14 protein-coding genes are annotated in these 16,748 nt (G+C 71.0%); 8 read left to right on the top strand and 6 right to left on the bottom strand.

Going from position 1 to position 16,748, the window contains the following annotated elements:
• Positions 1–53: 53 nt before the first annotated feature.
• The 4 genes from BLW85_RS15580 to BLW85_RS39405 all read left to right on the top strand — a co-directional run bounded on the left by BLW85_RS15580 (position 54) and on the right by BLW85_RS39405 (position 3,679).
• Complete coding sequence (locus BLW85_RS15580; RefSeq protein ID WP_070027405.1) at positions 54–653, top strand: SACE_7040 family transcriptional regulator; 600 nt, start codon at positions 54–56, stop codon at positions 651–653.
• A 143-nt stretch (positions 654–796) separates the two neighbouring features.
• Complete coding sequence (locus tag BLW85_RS15575) at positions 797–1,954, top strand: acyl-CoA dehydrogenase family protein (RefSeq protein WP_070027479.1); 1,158 nt, start codon at positions 797–799, stop codon at positions 1,952–1,954.
• Between the two features lie 35 nt (positions 1,955–1,989).
• Positions 1,990–2,856 carry an acyl-CoA thioesterase II gene (gene tesB / locus BLW85_RS15570; RefSeq protein ID WP_070027406.1) on the top strand — a complete coding sequence of 289 codons (867 nt, stop codon included), beginning with the start codon at positions 1,990–1,992 and terminating at the stop codon, positions 2,854–2,856.
• Positions 2,857–3,316: 460 nt separating this feature from the next.
• Positions 3,317–3,679 (top strand): hypothetical protein, encoded by a 363-nt coding sequence (locus BLW85_RS39405; protein WP_074992368.1) that lies wholly within the window; start codon positions 3,317–3,319, stop codon positions 3,677–3,679.
• A 68-nt stretch (positions 3,680–3,747) separates the two neighbouring features.
• On the opposite strand, the gene BLW85_RS15560 is transcribed toward BLW85_RS39405, so the two are convergent.
• The gene (locus BLW85_RS15560) at positions 3,748–4,539 is read right to left on the bottom strand and encodes a phosphatase (RefSeq protein ID WP_074992367.1); all 792 of its coding nucleotides are present in this window, start codon (positions 4,537–4,539) and stop codon (positions 3,748–3,750) included.
• A gap of 75 nt (positions 4,540–4,614) precedes the next feature.
• A complete protein-coding gene (locus tag BLW85_RS15555; RefSeq protein WP_208624845.1) occupies positions 4,615–6,120 on the bottom strand; it encodes a PucR family transcriptional regulator in 1,506 nt (501 codons plus the stop codon).
• A gap of 194 nt (positions 6,121–6,314) precedes the next feature.
• Between BLW85_RS15555 and BLW85_RS15550 the strand changes: the two genes are divergently transcribed.
• From BLW85_RS15550 to BLW85_RS15535, 4 genes are all read left to right on the top strand, one after another.
• Positions 6,315–7,787 (top strand): sodium:solute symporter family protein, encoded by a 1,473-nt coding sequence (locus BLW85_RS15550; RefSeq protein WP_074992365.1) that lies wholly within the window; start codon positions 6,315–6,317, stop codon positions 7,785–7,787.
• 54 nt (positions 7,788–7,841) lie between these two features.
• The gene (gene speB / locus BLW85_RS15545; protein WP_070027411.1) at positions 7,842–8,813 is read left to right on the top strand and encodes an agmatinase; all 972 of its coding nucleotides are present in this window, start codon (positions 7,842–7,844) and stop codon (positions 8,811–8,813) included.
• Between the two features lie 5 nt (positions 8,814–8,818).
• Positions 8,819–10,504, top strand: a complete 1,686-nt coding sequence (locus tag BLW85_RS15540) for a thiamine pyrophosphate-binding protein (RefSeq protein WP_074992364.1) — start codon at positions 8,819–8,821, stop codon at positions 10,502–10,504.
• Between the two features lie 166 nt (positions 10,505–10,670).
• Positions 10,671–11,003: a hypothetical protein gene (locus BLW85_RS15535; RefSeq protein ID WP_143060445.1), complete on the top strand. Its 333-nt coding sequence runs from the start codon at positions 10,671–10,673 to the stop codon at positions 11,001–11,003.
• Positions 11,004–11,026: 23 nt separating this feature from the next.
• Here BLW85_RS15535 and BLW85_RS15530 read toward each other — a convergent pair whose 3' ends face one another.
• Genes BLW85_RS15530 through BLW85_RS15515 form a run of 4 tightly spaced genes read right to left on the bottom strand, consistent with a single transcriptional unit; the run spans position 11,027 to position 16,568 of the window.
• On the bottom strand, positions 11,027–11,362 hold the full coding sequence (locus BLW85_RS15530) for a hypothetical protein (protein WP_070027414.1): 336 nt from the start codon (positions 11,360–11,362) through the stop codon (positions 11,027–11,029).
• The gene (locus BLW85_RS15525; RefSeq protein WP_167381409.1) at positions 11,352–11,822 is read right to left on the bottom strand and encodes an Imm50 family immunity protein; all 471 of its coding nucleotides are present in this window, start codon (positions 11,820–11,822) and stop codon (positions 11,352–11,354) included. Before BLW85_RS15525 ends, BLW85_RS15530 begins: the two co-directional genes overlap by 11 nt.
• A gap of 25 nt (positions 11,823–11,847) precedes the next feature.
• Entirely contained in the window at positions 11,848–16,203 is a 4,356-nt protein-coding gene (locus BLW85_RS15520) for a DUF6531 domain-containing protein (RefSeq protein ID WP_244174864.1), read from the bottom strand.
• Complete coding sequence (locus BLW85_RS15515) at positions 16,200–16,568, bottom strand: WXG100 family type VII secretion target (RefSeq protein WP_074992363.1); 369 nt, start codon at positions 16,566–16,568, stop codon at positions 16,200–16,202. Before BLW85_RS15515 ends, BLW85_RS15520 begins: the two co-directional genes overlap by 4 nt.
• Positions 16,569–16,748 lie beyond the last annotated feature (180 nt).

Below are 16,748 nucleotides of genomic sequence, written 5' to 3'. Positions count from 1 at the left end.
AACCATTTCCTTCAGGTTAACGACCGCTAACCTCGCTGTCTAGAATTGTCTTCATGGCTCCCAGAACCGACGCCCCGACCCGGCGCGAGCAGATCCTGAAGGAAGCCGCGCGGCTGTTCGCCGAGCGCGGCTTCCACGGCGTCGGCGTGGACGAGATAGGGGCGGCGGTCGGCATCAGCGGCCCCGGCCTGTACCGGCACTTCCCGGGCAAGGACGCGATGCTCGCCGAGCTGCTGGTGGGCATCAGCGGGCAGCTGCTGACCGGCGCCCGGCGGCGGCTCGCGGAGGCCGACGGCGACCTGGGCGCCCCCGCGGTGCTGGACTCCCTGATCGAGGGCCACATCGACTTCGCGCTGGACGACCGGCCGCTGATCACCCTGCACGACCGCGAGCTGGACCGGCTGCGCGACAGCGACCGCAAGCTGGTGCGCCAGCTCCAGCGGCAGTACGTCGAGCTGTGGGTGGAGGTGGTCCGCGAGGTCTACCCGGCGCTGACCGAGCCCACCGCCCGCTCGGCCGTCCACTCGGTCTTCGGGCTGCTCAACTCCACCCCCCACCTGGGCCGCGCGGGCACCCTCCCGGGCCGCGGTGCCACGGCGGCGCTGCTGCACCGGATGGCGCGCGGGGCGTTCGCGGCCGCCGGCGCCGCGTAGCCGCCCGCCGCGTTCCTCCCCGGCGTGACGAGCGTTACGGCCGGCCACCCCTGGACGGGCCACCTACCCGCCGGTACGATCCAGTGAGCAAGCGCTTAGACATGCCCCATTCCGGCATGCCGAGGTACGTGGAGGTGGGCGGCGTGCGCCGTACGGTGTTCAACGAGGATCACGAGGCGTTCCGGGAGACCCTGCGCGCCTTCATCGAGGCCGAGGTCGTACCGGTGTACGACGAGTGGTTCGCGGCCGGCCAGGCGCCGCGCGACTTCTACTACAAGCTCGGAGAGCTGGGCATCTTCGGCATCAACGTCCCCGAGGAGTTCGGCGGCGCGGGCCTGGACAGCCACAAGTTCGAGGCCGTCCTCTACGAGGAGACCGCCCGCGCGGGCGTCCAGTTCGGCGGCTCCGGCGTGCACGTGCTGCTCGCCCTGCCGTACATCAAGATGCTCGCCACCGAGGACCAGAAGAAGCGCTACCTGCCGAAGTTCGTCACCGGCGAGGAGATGTGGGCCATCGCGATGACGGAGCCGGGCACCGGTTCCGACCTCGCGGGCATGAAGTCCACCGCCAAGCTGAGCGAGGACGGCACGCACTACGTCCTCAACGGTGCCAAGACCTTCATCACCGGTGGCGTGCACGCCGATCGCGTGATCGTGTGCGCCCGCACTTCCGCGCCCACCGCCGAGGACCGCCGCCACGGCATCTCGCTGTTCGCCGTGGACACCAAGTCCGAGGGCTACTCCGTCGGCCGCAAGCTGGACAAGCTGGGCCTGAAGACCTCCGACACCGCCGAGCTGGCCTTCGTGGACGTCAAGGTCCCGGTCGAGGACCTGCTCGGCGAGGAGAACAAGGGCTTCTACTACCTCGGCCACAACCTGGCCTCCGAGCGCTGGGGCATCGCCTTCGGCGCCTACGCGCAGGCCAAGGCCGCCGTCCGGTTCGCCAAGCAGTACGTCCAGGAGCGCACCGTCTTCGGCAAGCCGGTCGCGCACTTCCAGAACACCAAGTTCGAGCTGGCCGCCTGCCAGGCCGAGGTGGACGCCGCCGAGGCCGTCGCCGACCGCGCCACCGAGGCCCTGGACGCGGGCGAGCTGACCCCCGCCGAGGCCGCCTCCGCCAAGCTGTTCTGCACCGAGGTGGCGCACCGGGTCATCGACCGCTGCCTCCAGCTGCACGGCGGCTACGGCTACATGAACGAGTACCCGATCGCCCGCCTCTACGCGGACAACCGCGTCAACCGCATCTACGGCGGCACCAGCGAGATCATGAAGACGATCATCGCCAAGGACATGGGCCTGTAAGCCCGGCGCAAGGACCGGCCGGTACACCAGACACCATGAGCCAGGCACTCGAAGACCTCCTCGATCTGCTCGACCTGGAGCGGATCGAGGAGGACATCTTCCGCGGCCGGTCGCGCTCCGCCGTCGTGCCCCGCGTCTTCGGCGGGCAGGTCGCGGCGCAGGCGCTGGTCGCCGCCGGGCGGACGGTCCCCGCGGACCGGCCCGCCCACTCCCTGCACGCCTACTTCCTGCGCCCCGGCGACCCCGGCGCGCCCATCGTGTACACCGTCGACCGCATCCGCGACGGCCGGTCGTTCACGACCCGCCGCGTGGTCGCGGTCCAGCACGGCAAGCCGATCTTCCACCTCTCCGCGTCCTTCCAGACGTACGAGGAGGGCCTCGACCACCAGGCGCCGATGCCGTCCGCGCCGGACCCGGCGACCCTGCCGACCTCCCAGGAGCGGCTGCGCGGCTACGGCCATCTCGCGCCCGACGTGGTGGAGCGCTTCCTGGAGGCGCGCGAGGCGGTCGACCTCAGGTACGTGGACGAGCCGCCGTACGGGAAGTTCGGCGAGCCCCGCGAGCCGCACAGCCAGGTGTGGTTCCGCACCAACGGCAAGCTGAACGACGACCCCCTGCTGCACGTCGTCCTCGCCACCTATGTCTCCGACATGACGCTGCTCGACTCGGTGCTGCTCGCGCACGGTCGCGGCGGCTGGGCGGTCGGCGACGTGGTCGGCGCCTCCCTGGACCACGCGATGTGGTTCCACCGCCCCTTCCGCGCCGACGAATGGCTGCTCTACGACCAGGAATCGCCGTCCGCGCACGGTGGCCGCGGCCTCGGCCAGGCGCGCATCCACACCCAGGACGGCCGGCTCGCCATCACGGTGATCCAGGAGGGCGTGGTCCGCGTCCCGCGCTGACGCCGACCGGGTGTTGGTTCTCCTGAGGTGCCAAGCGGCGGGTGGGGTACTAGGCTCAATCAGTGAAAAGCCGCACGTGCTCGGCATGCGCGGTCGGCGAGGTCAGGGGGACACCTCGATCCTCAGCCGCGGTACCCGATGGCGCGACAGCGTCCGGGCGGACCGCAGGCGTCGGCCGTATCGACGTGCCGCACATGATCCAGCGGTGACATCCGAAGACCGTGCCGCACGTTCTGTGTGCGGCGGCGGCCATCCACCTCGCGCGTTCCCGAAACGGAGCCGTGAGAGACGATGGAACGGAAGGTATCTCCTATGCGAGCACAACGCACGAGGCGTCTCTTCGCCCTGTCCGCGGCCGGTGTCATGCTGGCCGGTGGAGCCGCACTCAGCGCAGCGAGCACTGCCTCGGCGACGACGTTCGACCACTCCACCAGCTCGATCAGCAGGGTCGACGACAACGGTGGCGGCGGCCACGGCGGACGCGGCGGCGACCATGGCGGACGCGGCGGTGACCGCGGCGGACGTGGTGGATACGACGACGGCGGACGCGGCGGCTACGACGACGGCGGACGCGGTGGCTACGACCACGGCGGACGCGGCGGCTACGACGACGGCGGACGCGGTGGCGATCACGGTGGACGCGGTGGTGACCACGGCGGACGCGGTGGCGACCATGGCGGACGCGGTGGTGACCACGGCGGACGTGGCGGCGGTCACGGTGGCGGAGGCCACGGTGGTGGCGGTCACGGCGGCGGTGGCCACGGTGGTGGCGGCCACGGCGGTGGCGGTCACGGTGGCGGCGGTCGCTGAGCCCCCCTCATGACGGAATGCGGTGTGCGGTCCCGCTCGCGGGGCCGCACATCCTTGTGACCAGCGACTGCCGGGCCGGCGCTACTGGTCCAGACCGGCCGCGGTGAGCAGGTACGCGGTCATCGGGTCGTAGTGGCGCGGGCTGGTCACATGGTCGTCCAGCGGCACCGCGACCTGGAGGGTGCCCTCCGACTCGGCGAGGAAGAGCGCCGGGTCGTTGCAGTCCGCGTAGCCGACCGAGTCCAGGCCGTGCTGAGCGGCGTACCCGGCCCAGCCGTGATCGGCGACCACCAGGTCGGGCAGCGGCCGGCCCGCCCGCTCAAGTCCCGTGAGAACGGCCCGCATCGGCTCCCCGGAGTGGGTGTGCCACAGCGTGGCCCCGTGCTCCAGGACGGCCACGTCCGCGAACTGCATGACGTAGCCCTCGTCGGTCCGCAAGCCGTCCGGGATGACGACGATCTCGCAGCCGGCGGCGCGCAGCGCGGCGGCCGTGGCCCGGTGCACGTCCAGCAGCCCGCCCGGGTGCCCGGTGGCGAACAGCACCCGCTGGCGCCCCTCGGCCGCCTTGCGCAGCCGCGCCGCCAGCCGGTCCAGCGCGTCCACGGTCAGCTCCGGGTCGATGGTGTCCTGGCCGTACCGGTACTCGGGGTCGTCGTTGACGCCCACCCGCTCGGCCATCACCGCGAGCACGTCCTGCTCGTCCGCCCAGCGGTCGCCCAGCTCCAGGCCGAGCCAGAAGTTGCGGTCGCCGTTGGCCAGGAGGCGGTAGTGGGAGAGGTTGTTCTCGCGGGGCGTGGCGACGTCCCCCGCGATACGGGTTCTCACCAGGTGGTCGACGAGCTGGGCGCGGCTGGGTGTCCCGGGTATCGGCATGCCTCCCATTGTGGGGCAGCCCGGCGCGGGCGGCCCCGGGGTTACGTCCGCTGGGACGGGGGTCACGCCCGGCCGTCAGTGGTGCCGCAGCGCGAACCACAACTCCATGCGCACGTCCGCGTCGTCCAGGTCGGTGTCCAGCAGCAGGGCGCAGCGGGCGATGCGTTGCCGCACGGTGTTGCGGTGCACCCCCAGGGCGACCGCGGTGCGGTCCCAACTGCCGTGCAGCGAAAGCCAGGTGCGCAGGGTGTCGAGCAGCGCGGGCCGGGGGGCGAGCGGCGCGAGCAGGGTGCGCGCGTGGGCCCGCGCCTCCGCCTCGGGCACCAGCCGCGACAGTCCGGGGCGGGGGTCGTGCCGGACCAGCGGGGCGCGGGCGGCGCGGGCGCGGGCCAGGGCGCGCGCCGCCTGGGCGTCGGCGGCCGGCCACTCGTGCGGCGCCGCGGGCGCGCTGACCCCGAGCGTCCAGCCGGGCACCGGGGCGGGCTCCCGGTCGGCGGGCGCGAGGACCCGCACCACCTCCTCGGCGACGTCGACCAGCGGGGACCCCAGAGCGGCCCCGAGCGCGGAGGCGGCCAGGGCGCCGGGCTTCTCCGGCTGTGGCGAGCGGTGCGCGGCGGACGGCTCCGGCGGCTGTGGCGAGGCGTGTACGACGAACCAGTCGCCGTCCCCGAGCAGGGGCGCGACGGTCTCCGGCGCGGCCCCGAGCAGCAGCCGTACCAGCGCGGACGACCGCGCCGCCCCCGCCGCGCTCTGGTGCTCCCCGGTCAGCAGCGACAGCAGCACCACGCCCACCGAGGCGATGGTGTGGTCCCCCGCCTCCCGCCGCCCGGCCGCCACCCCGAGCACGAAGCCCGCCCCGGACCCGAGCGCGTACGCGGACAGATGGGCGCCGCCGACGGTGTCGGTGGCCGAGGAGGGGGCCGCCGGGCCCGCCGGCCGGACCACCCGCGCCAGTTCCGCCAGCGCCTCCCGTACCCCCGGCGCCGGTTCGCGGCCCGCCGCCGCGATCGGCGTGCCGTCCGGCCCGTGGAGCACCGCCTGCCCGCCGAGCCGCTGGGCCAGCCGGCGCAGCACGGACGGCACCGGGTCGGGACGGGCGGCCGCGGCGGCGAGACTCAGCTGGGCCTCGGTGACCCGGCGCAGCTCGGCCAGCCTGGCCTGCGCCATCAGCTGCCACACGGCGCGCGCCACGGCCGAGAAGGTGGTCTGCGGCGGGACCTCCAGCAGGGGCAGCCCGTGGGCGTCGCAGGCGGCCACCAGAGCGCGCGGAACCCTCTCGTGCACCGGCGCCAGCCCGAAGCCGAGGGCCGCGCCGCCCGCCGCGACGATCCGGGCGACGTACGCGTCGAAGAAGGCGTCCGGCGCCGACACGTCGGGGATCTGCACGCCCGCCGTCAGCAGCAGCTCGCCGCCCAGCAGATACGGGTAGGGGTCGGCCATCTCCGAGGTGTGCGCCCAGTGGATGACGACGTCCGCGCCGCCGGGACCGGCGATCCGGCGCAGGGCGAGGTCGTCACGGGCCAGGAGGGCGGACAGGGGGACCGGCGGGGTGGGCGGGACCGGCGCGGCGCTGTCCACCATGGTGTGCGATCCCTCCACTGCCGTACCCCTGTGGTGGAGGAAACGTACACTTCGCAGTCGCTTTCCGGCCACCTAATGTCGGTCCGGAGCCGACGGCCGCGGGTACGGGCGGATGTCCCCGCGATCCGCCGTCGGCGTGACCCCACCGCATCTGCACGACACGCCACCGGAAAGTGCGCGAAGGAGGGCCCCACATGGCCGTCGACTACACGGTGATCGTCCTGTATCTCGCCGGGATGCTGGCCATGGGCTGGTGGGGCATGCGCCGCGCCAAGTCGAAGAGCGACTTCCTGGTGGCGGGCCGGCGCCTCGGGCCCGCGATGTACTCGGGCACCATGGCCGCGATTGTTCTCGGCGGCGCCTCCACCATCGGCGGCGTCGGCCTCGGCTACCAGTACGGTCTTTCCGGCGCCTGGATGGTCTTCACCATCGGCCTCGGCCTGCTGGCACTCTCCGTGTTCTTCTCCGCGCGCATCGCCCGCCTGAAGGTCTACACGGTCTCCGAGATGCTGGACCTGCGCTACGGCGGCCGGGCGGGCGTGATCTCCGGCGTGGTCATGTGGGCGTACACCCTGATGCTCGCGGTGACCTCCACCATCGCCTACGCCACGATCTTCGACGTCCTCTTCGACATGAACCGCACGCTGGCGATCGTCATCGGCGGCTCGATCGTCGTGGCGTACTCGACCCTCGGCGGCATGTGGTCCATCACGCTCACCGACATGGTGCAGTTCGTCGTCAAGACGATCGGCGTGCTGCTCCTGCTGCTGCCGATCGCGGTGATCCGGGCGGGCGGCTTCGGTGAGATGAAGGCCAAGCTGCCGACCACGTACTTCGATCCGCTGGGCATCGGCGGCGAGACCATCTTCACCTACGTGCTGATCTACACCTTCGGCATGCTGATCGGCCAGGACATCTGGCAGCGCGTGTTCACCGCCCGCAGCGACCGCACCGCCCGCTGGGGCGGCACGGTGGCCGGAACGTACTGTCTGGCCTACGCCGTGGCCGGCGCGGTGATCGGCACGGCCGCCAAGGTGCTCTACCCCGAGCTGGCCAGCCCCGACGACGCCTTCGCCACCATCGTCAAGGCCGAACTCCCCGTCGGTGTGCGCGGACTGGTGCTGGCCGCCGCCCTGGCCGCGGTGATGTCCACCTCCTCCGGCGCGCTGATCGCCTGCGCCACCGTCGCCAACAACGACATCTGGTCGCGGCTGCGCGGAGCCGTCCGCCGGGGCGCCGACCCCGGTCCCGGGGCGCACGACGAGGTCTCGGGCAACCGCGCCTTCATCCTGGTCATGGGCCTCGCGGTGATCGGTACGGCGATCGCGCTCAACGACGTGGTGGAGGCGCTGACGGTGGCGTACGACCTCCTCGTGGGCGGTCTGCTGGTGTCGATCCTCGGCGGCCTGCTGTGGAAGCGCGGCACCGTGCAGGGCGCGCTGGCCTCCGTGATCACCGGCGGTCTGGCCGTCATCGGGCTGATGGCCGGGTACGGCATCCTCGCCAACGAGCCGGTGTACTACGGCCTGCTGGCCTCCCTGGCCGCCTACGTCGTCGTCTCCCTGGCCACCAGGCCGACCGACGAAACCGTCCTCGCCGCCTGGCGCGACCGGCTGGCCGGACGGGCCCCCGAACTCCCTTCCGAACCGGTCACGGCTCACCAGTAGAGTCATCAGAAAGCAGTACATGCGCCGCGAAGCGCAGGAAAGAAGGCATGTCACATGAGCGGCAACGAGACGCCCCGCGGTCCCGTCGACTCCTCCCGCGTCCCGCGGTACGCCGGTCCCGCCACCTTCGCCCGGCTGCCCCGCCTGGACGAGGTCCACGCCGCCGACGTCGCCGTGGTGGGCGTGCCGTTCGACTCCGGCGTCTCGTACCGGCCCGGCGCCCGCTTCGGCGGCAACGCCATCCGCGAGGCGTCCCGGCTGCTGCGCCCGTACAACCCCGCGCAGGACGCGTCGCCGTTCGCGCTGGCGCAGGTGGCGGACGGCGGCGACATCGCGGTGAACCCGTTCAACATCAACGAGGCGGTCGAGACGATCGAGGCGGCGGCCGACGACCTGCTCGGCACCGGCGCCCGGCTGATGACCCTGGGCGGCGACCACACCATCGCCCTCCCGCTGCTGCGCTCGGTGGCGAAGAAGCACGGCCCGGTCGCCCTGCTCCACTTCGACGCCCACCTGGACACCTGGGACACCTACTTCGGCGCCGAGTACACCCACGGCACCCCGTTCCGCCGCGCGGTCGAGGAGGGCATCCTCGACACCTCCGCCCTCTCCCACGTGGGCACCCGCGGCCCGCTGTACGGCAAGCAGGACCTGACCGACGACGAGAAGATGGGCTTCGGCATCGTCACCTCCGCGGACGTCTACCGCCGGGGCGCCGACGAGGTCGCCGACCAGCTGCGCCAGCGCATCGGCGACCGCCCGCTGTACATCTCCATCGACATCGACTGCCTCGACCCGGCGCACGCGCCCGGCACCGGCACCCCCGAGGCGGGCGGCATGACCTCCCGCGAGCTGCTGGAGATCCTGCGCGGGCTGGCCGGCTGCAACCTGGTCTCCGCGGACGTCGTCGAGGTCGCCCCGGCGTACGACCACGCGGAGATCACGTCCGTGGCCGCCTCCCACACGGCCTACGAACTGACCACCCTCATGTCCCGCCAGATCGCGGCGGCCCGGAAGGACGCGTAAGCGACGTGACGCACGACCACGACCTGGTACTCCGGCCGACCACCGCCCAGCTGGAGGCCGCACTGAACCCGCCCCCCGGCCGCAACGGCGGAGACCTGGTCGTGGAGACGCTGGCCGGGCTGGGCGCGACGACCGTCTTCGGGCTGCCCGGCCAGCACGCGCTCGGCATGTTCGACGCACTGCGCCGCTCGTCCCTGCGCTATGTGGGCCTGCGGGTGGAGAACAACGCGGGCTTCGCGGCGGACGCGTACGGCCGCGTGACGGGGGAGGCGGCTCCGCTGTTCCTGTCGACGGGCCCGGGCGCGCTCACCTCCCTGGCGGCCCTCCAGGAGGCGGCCTCGGCCTCCGCCCCGGTCCTCGCGATCAGCAGCCAGGTCCCGACGGCGGGCCTGGGCGGCGGCCGCCACGGCTACCTCCATGAACTCCCCGACCAGGCGGCCTCGTTCCGGGGCGTGGTCAAGTCCGTCCACACGGTCCGCGCCCAGTCCCAGATCCCCTCCGCCATCGCCGCCGCCTGGAAATCCGCCCTGTCGGCCCCGCACGGCCCGGTGTGGGTGGAGATCCCGCAGGACGTCCTGCTCGCGCCGGCCTCGCTGCCGGTGGTGACGGCGCCGGACGCGACCCCGGAGGAGCTGCCGCCGCGCCCCGAACTGACGGCGATCGCGGCCGACCTGCTGTCCCGCGCCTCCCGCCCGGCGATCATCGCGGGCGGCGGGGTCGTACGGTCGGACGCCTCGGGCAAGCTGCTGGCGCTCGCGGAGCGGCTCCAGGCCCCCGTGGTGACGACCTTCGGCGGCAAGGGGGCGTTCCCCTGGGAGCACCCGCTGTCGCTCCAGTCCTGGCTGGAGGACCGGTACACGACGGACTTCCTGGAGGACGCGGACGTCCTCCTGGTCGTCGGCTCGGGCCTGGGCGAACTCTCCTCGAACTACCACACGTTCCGGCCGCGCGGGCGAATCGTCCAGATCGAGGCGGACCTGGGCAAGCTGGAGGCCAACCACCCGGCCCTCGGCATCCACGCGGACGCGCGCCTGGCGCTCCAGGCCCTGCTGGAGACGGTGGACGCCCGCACGGACCCGGAGGCCCCGGCGCGGGTACGCGCCCTGCTGTCCCGCGTCGCGGCCCGCATCGACGCCCAGCGACTCACCCTGGAACAGGACGTCCTGGCTGCCGTCCGCCGTGCCCTGCCCGCCGGCGCCCCCTCCTTCTGGGACATGACGATCCTGGCCTACTGGGCGTGGTCGGCCTTCGACCCCCGGGGCGCCAACACGATGCACTCGGCCCAGGGCGCGGGCGGTCTCGGCTACGCCTTCCCGGCGGCACTGGGCGCGGCGGCGGCCGACCCGGCCCACCCGGTCCTCGCGGTCTCCGGCGACGGCGGCGCCCTCTACTCGATCGCCGAACTGGCCACGGCCCGCCAGTACGACCTCCCCGTCACCTGGCTGATCGTCGACGACGGCGGCTACGGCATCCTGCGCGAGTACATGACGGACGCCTTCGGCGAACCGACCGCGACGGAACTCCACCGCCCGGACTACGTGGCCCTCGCCGAGTCCTTCGGCGTCCCGGGCGTGCGCACGACACCGCAGACCCTGCAACAGGACCTGACGAACGCCCTGTCCACCCCGGGCCCCTCGGTGGTGGTCCTCCCGGCGGTCCTGCGGATGTTCGCGCCGACGCACCTGGGCTGAGAACGTCGGTCGCGACCCGGGCGGCGGCTCCGCCCGGTGGACTACGGTGAGGTGCCGCACGGGTGGGAGGGGTGGGCGTCGTGTCGTTCCTGATGGCCTTGTCCTCATGCCTTTCGGTTGCTTCGCCCTCTTGGCGCAGTCGGGGAATTTCGTGATCTACCGTCTCATGCGCGGTTTGAAGCACCATGGCGTCGAGGGGCAGGCGGTCTACGCGTTCCACGAGTACGCGACCGGGTCGCACCGGGTCTTCTTCGACGTCTGCCTGCCGGAGGGGGCGCCGCCTGCGCGGTTCCACGAGCACATGCGGGAACTGCCCGGCCCCGAGGGCACCGTCGTGCCGGTCGTGTACGACAGCAGGAAGCCCCGGCGCGCCAAGACGGGCGTCCGCAAGGACCTCGACTTCGACAAGGAGCGCCCGGTCGTCCTGCTCGTCGGAGGTACCGGCCTCGTGCTGCTCGGCATCGGGGCGTTGCTCTGCCTCGTCGACGCGGCGATCTGACACGACGTCACCACGGAGCCGGCTCATGAACTCCCCGGAGCCGTCTGGAAGGAACGGGTGCGGGGCGTGGTCATGTCCGCCGCCTCGAAGTTCAGTGACGAGCCCTGGGTCGCGACGGACACCGTGATGCCGTTCTCCGTCCTTTCGAGCCGTACGTCCTTGCGCCCCGGCGGGCCCCAACCGCGCACCGACACATTGCGCACGTCGGTGAAGGCGAGGAAGAACTCGAAGCCATCATGACCCTCCTGGCCGGTGAACCCGAGGGTGGCGGAGCACTGCCGCTCATCGAGGTGCACGTAGAACAGGTCGTGGCCGCTCAGCGCGGAAGGCGTCGTCAGCGCGGCGAGTTCAGCGTTCATAGAAGGTCTTCTCGCAGGGGTCCGGGATCGTCGAATACCGTCTCGCGTCCACCTTGCCGAGGAAGTGGTGCGGACCGTCGTCCGAGCCGTCCGGCTCGAGCCGGAAGCCGCTCAGGTGACCGGCGAGCACATCCGCACTGGCCGTGAAGTCCAGGAAAGCACCGCCGTCCGCGGAGGCCGTCACCCGGATCCGGTGCTCACCGCCCGGCAGGGGCGCCGTCGAAATCCGGGCCGTGACGGGCGGCTCCCAGGCGGACAGCACCAGGTCGGCCACCGCCAGGAACCGGAGATGGCACTGGACGGTGTCGACTCCGGACGCCGTCCAGTCGTCCGGCAGGGAAGCGGCCGGCGCGGGCAGATCGAGCCGTAGGGCGACCTGCGGCCCACGCCAGTCGAGATGGACGGAACGCAGCCGGACCGAGTCCAGCGGAGGGAGTTCCGCTCCGTAAAGGGGAGCCATGACCTCCATGTTCCGCACAGAGAAGCTAGCGGTCATAGTAGTAGTGCTCCTCGCACCCCGGAATCTGGCCGTTTCGTGTGTCTTCGAATGGTCTCACATGAACGTGTGACGGCTGATAACCAGGTTCCCCTGGCTTCTGATGGCCGAACCAGTGGTCCTGGAAGACTACCAAGTCACGTCCGTTGGGATGCTCATACACTTCCTCGGTGTAGTAAATGGGCTTGTGGTCGTCGCCCATTAGCTGTTTAGAACCTTGCCATTCCGGAGTGGTTGCAGGGACGAACTCGTTTACTTCGAGTGGGGCTGCTCCTTCCGGAATTCCTGCATCGCTCAATGCCTTTGCCTTTGCTCCAGCCAGGTCCCGACCGAAGGGGCCCACTTTCGGGCATACGTCAGGAGCTAGTCCCAGAGGGTCTGCCCAGGTATAGGGGTTTCTCACGTAGGTTGCCGGATTGGGGGCTGGTGCGATCCCGAGCGGATCGAGTGTGAAATATCGCCCAGTCTCGGGGTCGTAGTGCCTGAAGTAGTTGTAGTGCAGCCCGGTTTCCGGGTCGTAGTACTGGCCGGGGAAGCGTAGGGGTGTGTAGGTCGTGCTGTTTGTTGACCATGCGGTTGTTCCCCACAGGGTGCTTCGGGTGCGCCAGGCGATGTGGCCTTGTTCGTCGATGAGTTCGTTCGGGGTGCCGACGAGGTCGGTGACGATGGCGAAGAAGCGGGAGTCGATTTCCTCCTGGGGGGTGTCGGCCGAGGTGATGCGTTCGGTTTGGGACAGGGGGCGTAGGCCTTGGTGGTCCCAGGTGAGGGTGACGGGGTGGGGGAGTGACGGGGCGGTGGTGGTCTGTTCGCAGAGGGTGGTGCCGTCCCAGGTGAAGGTCACTTCTTCCAGGGCGGTTTCGCCGTCGTCGGCCAGGCGGAGTTTGGCGGTGCGGCGGCCCAGGGGGTCGTAGGTGTAGCGCCAGCGGGTGCCGTCCGGGGTGGTCACCGAGACCAGGCGGTCTTCGGTGTCCCATTCGTAGCGCCAGGTGTCCGGTTTGCGGGAGAGGCGGGTCTTCTGGCGGAGGGTGATGCGGCCCAGGGCGTCGTGTTCGTAGCGGACGTTGCCGGCGCGCAGGATGCGGGTTCCCTGGTAGGCGCGGGGGCCGGTCGCCTCCGCGCCGGGGTGGGCGGAGGGCCAGGTTGCTTCGGTCTGGTTGCCCGCCTCGTCGTAGGCGTAGCGCTCGGTCCAGCCGGCCGCGTGGACCGCGGTGACCCGGCCGGTCGCGTCGATGTCGAAGCGGCGGGGGCCCGAGAGGTGGTCGTCGATGCCGGTCAGGTTGCCGTCGGCGCGGTAGGTGTAGGACCGGTGCTGGACCAGGGTGCCCGCGGCGCCGGTCACCGACTGGGTCGTCAGGCGGCCCAGTGGGTCGAAGGTGTGGGCGAGGGTTACCGTTCCGCCGATGTGGCGGGTCAGTTCGCGGCCGGTCTCGTCGTAGGTGAAGTCGATGGGGCGGCCCGATGCCACCATGTTCGTGCGGCGGCCCGCCGCGTCGTACGACCAGGTGGAGACGGCGCCGGTGGGGGTCGTGCGGCCCGTGCGGCGGCCCAGCTCGTCGTACGTGTACGTCAGGGTCCGGCCGTTCACCGTCTCCGAGCGCAGGCGGCCGTGGCGGTCGCGCAACAACGTGAGCGTGGTGCCGTCAGGGCCCGTCGCCTCCGCCAGTTGGTCGGTGAAATCGTAGGCGTACGTGGTGAGGGCGCCTGCCGCGTGTTTCCTGGTGATCCGGCCCAGGGCGTCGCGTTCGAAGGCGATCCGTTGACCCAGAGTGTCACTACGTGACACCAGGCGGCCTGCGGAGTCGTATTCGTACGTCCGTCGTCTGCCGTCGAAGTCCTTCTCCGCTCGGAGATGGCCCGCTGCGTCGTACTCGTACTCCCACGTGAGGCCCTGCGGGTTGGTGACCTTCGTCAGGCGCAGTTCCGCGTCGTGCTCGAACTCGTATCGCACCCCGTCCGGACCCGTGCGGGAGGACAGGAGGTCGAAGTGGGTGTACGAGAAGTGCGAGACACCGCCCAGTGGGTCCGTGTGGCTCGTGCAGTTGCCCTCACCGTCGTACGTCCATGTCTCCGTCGTGCCGTCGGGAGCCGTGCGGCGCAGCAGGTGACCCTCGACCGACCACTCCAGCAGCGTCGTCGCGCCGGCCGGGTCGGTGATCGCGGTCGGGCGGCCGAAGGCGTCTCGCGCATAACGGGTGACCGCGCCCAGGGGATCCGTCACCGTCAGGGGGAGGCCCGCCCGGTCGCACTCGACCGTCGTCGTGTTGCCCAGCGGGTCGGTCACCGAGGTCAGATGGCCGGACTCGTGGTACGTGAAGTGTGTCGTCCGGCCCGCCGGGTCCGTCACCGACGTGCGGTTGCCCCGTGCGTCGAAGGTCTGCCGGACGATCGCGCCGTCCGGCCCGACCAGCTTCACCGGCAGGCCCAGGTCGTTGTACTCGGCTCGCGACTCGCGGCCGTCCGGGCGGATGACCGACGTGAGGTTGCCCGTCTCGTCGTAGCGGAACGACGTCGTGTGGCCGAGCGGGTCCGTCGTGGACAGCAGTCGGTTGTAGCGGTCGCGAGTGAAGTGGGTGGCTGATCCCAACGGGTCGATCTCCGCGACAACTTGGCCGGAGGAGTTGATGAAGTAACGGCGAGTGTGGCCCTCGCCCGTCACCGTCGTGGTGACGCGGTGGCCGGACGCCGTATCCGTCTCGTCGTAGGAGAGGCGCAGAGACATGTGCCCGGCCGCGCCGCCCTCGGCGATGCAGCGGTCGCGGTCGTCGTAATGGTAGGTGTAGCTGCGGTTGTTCGAGTCCGTCCAGGAGGTCACTCGCCCACGCTCGTCGTAGCTGAAGCGCAGGGGGACGCCCGAGGAGTTGATGACTTCCGTCAGGTTGCCTTCGGAGTAGCCATAGCGTTTGAGTTCCTGGTCGGTGCCATCGGGGGCGGCACCCATGAGGTGCAGGGCGGTGATCCGGTTGCCGGTCGTGGTTATCCGGATGCGGTAGCCGGCGGAGGAGGCGATCGCGACAGGAGCGCCGTCGGTGTCGTATGCGAAGGTCAGCCAGTTGCCGTTGCGGTCGTCGATCTGTTCCAGCACCGCTCGGTCCGCCGACTGGTCGGCGAAGTGCCGGACCTGGCCCGAGCGGGGATCCGTGACCGTGTAGCCGCCGTCCACCCGGGCCAGTGGCCAGCGGCAACTGCCGTGGTCCGGCAGGGTCGGGGCGTCGGGCTGGGGGTGAGGGTAGGTGAGGAGCAGACCGTCCTCGGTGACGAAGACAACGCCCTCGGCATCGATGGCCAGGTGCTGGTCCACGGTGGAGGACCAGGACGGGCCGAACCAGCGGCCCAGCCCGTAGCCGGACTCGACGCGGCGGGTGAAGGTCAGGGGAAGCGCACCCGGCAGGGACACATCGGTCTGGGGCAGATACATTTTGCCGGTGACCAGGTCGATCGGGTCGGTGTTGTCATCCGCGACCTTGTTCTTCGGATTCTCTGCCGTGCCCTCCGGATCCTTGCCCGCGGCCTGGCGTGTGACGCTGCGCGCGTCCCCCGCCGCGGCCTGTTCGCCGCTGCGCAAGCCTGCACCCAAGCCGTTGAGTTCACTGGGCAACACGCGTGCGCCAGGGACGGAGATGCCCTCGAACAGGGCCCGGAATCCACCCGCCTCGCCCGCGGCCTTGGCGACCGCGCCGCCACCTCCGAAGGCGCCGCCGAACGCCATCCCGTACAGCGCGGACTGGCTCACCTCGTCCAGGCTGAGGCCCTTGCTCTCGCCGGTGGCCATGGCGACGGGCTGGGTCACGGCCAGGTCGACGGTGATCGACTCGATGCCGCCGATCGCCGCCGTGGCAAGGGTTGTGCCCGCGATCGTCGCCACCTCGGTCGACACCGCCACACCCAAGCTCCCGGCCAGTTCCACGATGCCTGCCGTGGCCGAGGCCGCGGCGGCCTCCGAGATACCGGCCGTGAAGATGGCGAGCGCTGTGCCCGCGACGATCGTCGCGCCGACGATCTCCAGTTCGTGCTCCAGGCGCGTGACCGCGTGGTGCACGGCGTCCGCGTACTTGTCGAGCGCCTTGGCCATGTCGCGGGCGCCGTCGGCCATGTCCTTCAGCCAGCCGTGGCCGTTGTAGTAATAACGGCGCCAGTAGGGATCGTCGAAAGCGGAGATCGCCTCGCCCTTGTTGTTCTCGATGATGCCGCGGGCCGTCTTGTTCGCCGCGGTCATGACCCCTTCGATGTCATCGGCGAAGTCCCGCCAGGCCTTGGCCGCGTCCCGCAGCCCGCCCTCGTCCGCCGCCGGCCACCACATGCCGGTGACGTCCTGGATGATCTGCTTCGCCTTGTCGGCCGCACTCACTTGGCGTGGCTCCCGTCCTGGTCGCCGCCCTCCACATGGATGCGGCTGAACATCGAGCGGACGAGTTCCTCGTTGTCGATGTGGCCGTCCGCCATGTCGCTCATGGCGTCATGGATGCTGGCCAGGCCCTGGGACAGAACGGACGCGGCATTCTCGATCTTCGTCACCAGGGGGCCGTAGGCCTTGTGGAACTCATTGCCCTGCTTGTCATCACCCCACGGCGAACCCGCCGACTGGAGCGCCGACTTGAGCTTGGTGAGAGCCTTGGCGAGGTCATGGCTGTGCGTCTGGAAATGTGGTGCTGTCTTCTTCAGATCATCGATCTTGATGTCGAGAATCTCGCCGCCGCTTCCCTGGTCACCCATGGCGTGGGCCCCTCCCCGTCAATCCGTCGCTCACCGGCCTGAAAACTCTAAACGGTTCATCGCCTTCGCATTCGGGAGCCGTGTCAAGGGGCGGTAAAGGTCCGGAGGTCCGCACCGAAGCGGTCAGGCCCGCGAGCCGGCGACTCCTCGCCCGCAACGCCATTTGCGCGTCGTTGCCCC

Source organism: Streptomyces misionensis (assembly GCF_900104815.1).
Taxonomy (GTDB): domain Bacteria; phylum Actinomycetota; class Actinomycetes; order Streptomycetales; family Streptomycetaceae; genus Streptomyces; species Streptomyces misionensis.
Note: the sequence above shows the minus strand (reverse complement) of the source record. Positions and strands in the feature narration are given on the sequence as shown.